The sequence below is a fragment of the Sphingobium indicum BiD32 genome, assembly GCF_000382885.1.
In the GTDB taxonomy this organism is placed as follows: domain Bacteria; phylum Pseudomonadota; class Alphaproteobacteria; order Sphingomonadales; family Sphingomonadaceae; genus Sphingobium; species Sphingobium japonicum_C.
In genome coordinates, this window is the sequence record NZ_CAVK010000128.1 from 1 (window position 1) to 2,510 (window position 2,510).

At 58.9% G+C, this 2,510-nt stretch carries 2 protein-coding genes; both read left to right on the forward strand.

Annotated elements, in window-relative coordinates:
- Positions 1–139: 139 nt before the first annotated feature.
- Positions 140–1,171: an IS110 family transposase gene (locus EBBID32_RS12690; protein WP_006958134.1), complete on the forward strand. Its 1,032-nt coding sequence runs from the start codon at positions 140–142 to the stop codon at positions 1,169–1,171.
- Positions 1,172–1,594: 423 nt separating this feature from the next.
- Positions 1,595–2,509 carry a tyrosine-type recombinase/integrase gene (locus tag EBBID32_RS12695; protein WP_006958136.1) on the forward strand — a complete coding sequence of 305 codons (915 nt, stop codon included), beginning with the start codon at positions 1,595–1,597 and terminating at the stop codon, positions 2,507–2,509.
- The last annotated feature ends 1 nt before the right edge of the window (position 2,510 follow it).

Sequence of the window (2,510 nt, forward strand, 5' to 3'; positions counted from 1 at the left end):
TGTACGAACATGACGTAATCGCGGGAGCGCCGGCCGTTGGCCAGATGCACGGGATTACTGGAAGGTTGGTTGCCCCCCGATAAGATGAAGAACGGGCTCACGATTTTGGACCGGGCCCAGCATCATATGGAGGACAACCGTGGATCAGCATATAGGACTCGACGTCTCCCTGAAAGACACTTCAGTATCGGTTCGTCAGGACGGCAAGCGCATTTGGCGTGGCAAGTGTGCATCCGACCCGAAGCTTCTCGCAGAAGTGATCCGAAAGCGCGCACCGAATGCAAAGCGCGTGGTATTTGAGACCGGACCTTTGTCGGTATGGTTTTTCCATGCCCTCACTGCGGAAGGTCTGCCGGCGATCTGTATAGATGCGCGCCATGCCAAGGCCGCTCTCGATATGGCTGCCAACAAGACCGATGCGAACGACGCTGACGGACTGGCCCATCTGGCTGAAGTTGGTTTCTATAGGGAGGTCCGCGTCAAAGGCTTCGACAGCATGTTGATGAGGACGCTGATCGCCGCCCGCCGTCAACTCATGAAGATGAGGGTGCAGATGTCGAACCAGATACGTGGGCTGATGAAGACGTTTGGGCTGGTAGTGCCCAAAGGTGCCGGCAGCGTCTTCGACCGCAATGTAATTTCGCTTTTGGAAGGCGAGGACAATTTGGCACGCATCATCCTACCTCTGCTTAAAGCCTGGGGAGATATCCGGCTTCGCGTTGCGGAATTGACCAAGCAACTGGTTGCGATGGCCGGCGCGGATCAACGTTGCCGCCTGCTCACGTCCGTGCCTGGTGTGGGTACGGTCACTGCCACGGCCTTCGCAGCAGCAGTGGAGGATTCGATCAACTTTAAAAACTCGCGCGCTGTAGGCGCCTGGGTCGGTCTGACCCCAAAGCGGTATCAATCGGGAGAGGTGGATTATGAAGGTCATATCTCCCGTCGCGGCGACGCTAAGTTACGCACCCTCTTGTACGAGGCAGCCTCGGTTATTTTGAACAGGTCGACAGAGACGAACGCATTGCGTACCTGGGCCCTGGCGCTGAAGGAGCGGCTTGGTTTCAAACGAGCTGCAGTCGCGCTCGCGCGCAAACTGGCGGTAATCATGCACGCGATGCTGAAGACAGGCGAGCTGTTTGATCCAAATGCTGGAGCCGCCGCGCCAACTTGATGAACGACGGCACATTGTCACCAGCGCATCTAAAGTTTACCTATAGCGTCCTTTGAGGACGCGCCGAGCCGTCCTTGCCGGGGACGCGGCTGAGATCATTCCGCGAAGCGGGAAGCAACTGGCCTTTGGGAGCAGATTGCGTCACGAACATAGGAAGATCTTGCCTACGGAACCCATCCTGCGGCGATCAACTTGCATCGACCGCGTAGACGACCCTGTACCCGGCATACGCTTGGCAACAGTTATAAATGAATGAACGAACGAATGATTTGGCTGGCTTGACAGAGGGGCGATTAGACGACCCGCTGCGCGGGAGTGGCACCCAGATTTGACGGTGCGCTGATCATACCGATGATGCGCCTGGCTTGAGCGAACGGCAGCACAGGCAGACCCTATCGACCCCTTCAACTGAGGAGTCGAACGATGAACACTTCCACTGTGATGATGCCTGTCCGGTCGCTGCGCGAGCGTATGGCCGAGGACATGGACCTGCGTCGGTTATCCCGTGCCACGCAGCGCAACTATTTGCGGGATGTGGCGCGCTTTGCCACTTGGCTGGGCCGTCCTCCTGATACCGCAAGCGGCGAAGATCTGCGCCAGTTCCAGCTCGACCAGCGGGAGGCAGGACTTGGCGGGCCGACACTGAACAGCATCGTGTCGGCGCTGCGGTTCTTTTACACGCACACGATCGATCGCCCGGACCTGACCCGCAAGCTCTATCGAGTGAAGCATCCCCGATCCTTGCCTACCGTACTCAGCCGCGAGGAGGTGACACGGATGCTCGGGGCAACGACCAGTTTGAAGCATCAGGCCATCCTGTCCGTCGCCTATGGCGCTGGTTTGCGCGCGTCGGAAGTAGCAAAGCTCAGGGTTAGCGATGTCGACGGCGAACGTATGTTGCTCCGGGTGGAATGCGGCAAAGGTGGTGGCCACCGCAACGCCATGCTCCCTAAGGACCTTTTATCTCTCCTGCGTGCGTGGTGGAAGGAAGGGCGGGATCAGGGCGTCATGCACCGTGATGGCTGGCTGTTCCCAGGGCAGCATTATCTAAAGCCCATCTGCTACCGTCAGGTGCATCGCATCGCGGCCGAGGCAGCACGAGCCGCCGGCATTACCAAGCGGGTCGGGCCACATACGCTGCGCCACAGCTTCGCCACTCATCTGCTGGAGGATGGGATCGACATCCGCATCATCCAGGCTTTGCTGGGCCATGCCAAGCTAAACAGCACAGCGCTCTACACTCAGGTGGCGACGCGAACGCTCAGGAATGTGGTTAGCCCGCTCGACAAGCTTGCCCTGCTACCGGCACCACAGCCACAGGGGCCGCCAGACGGCTAAG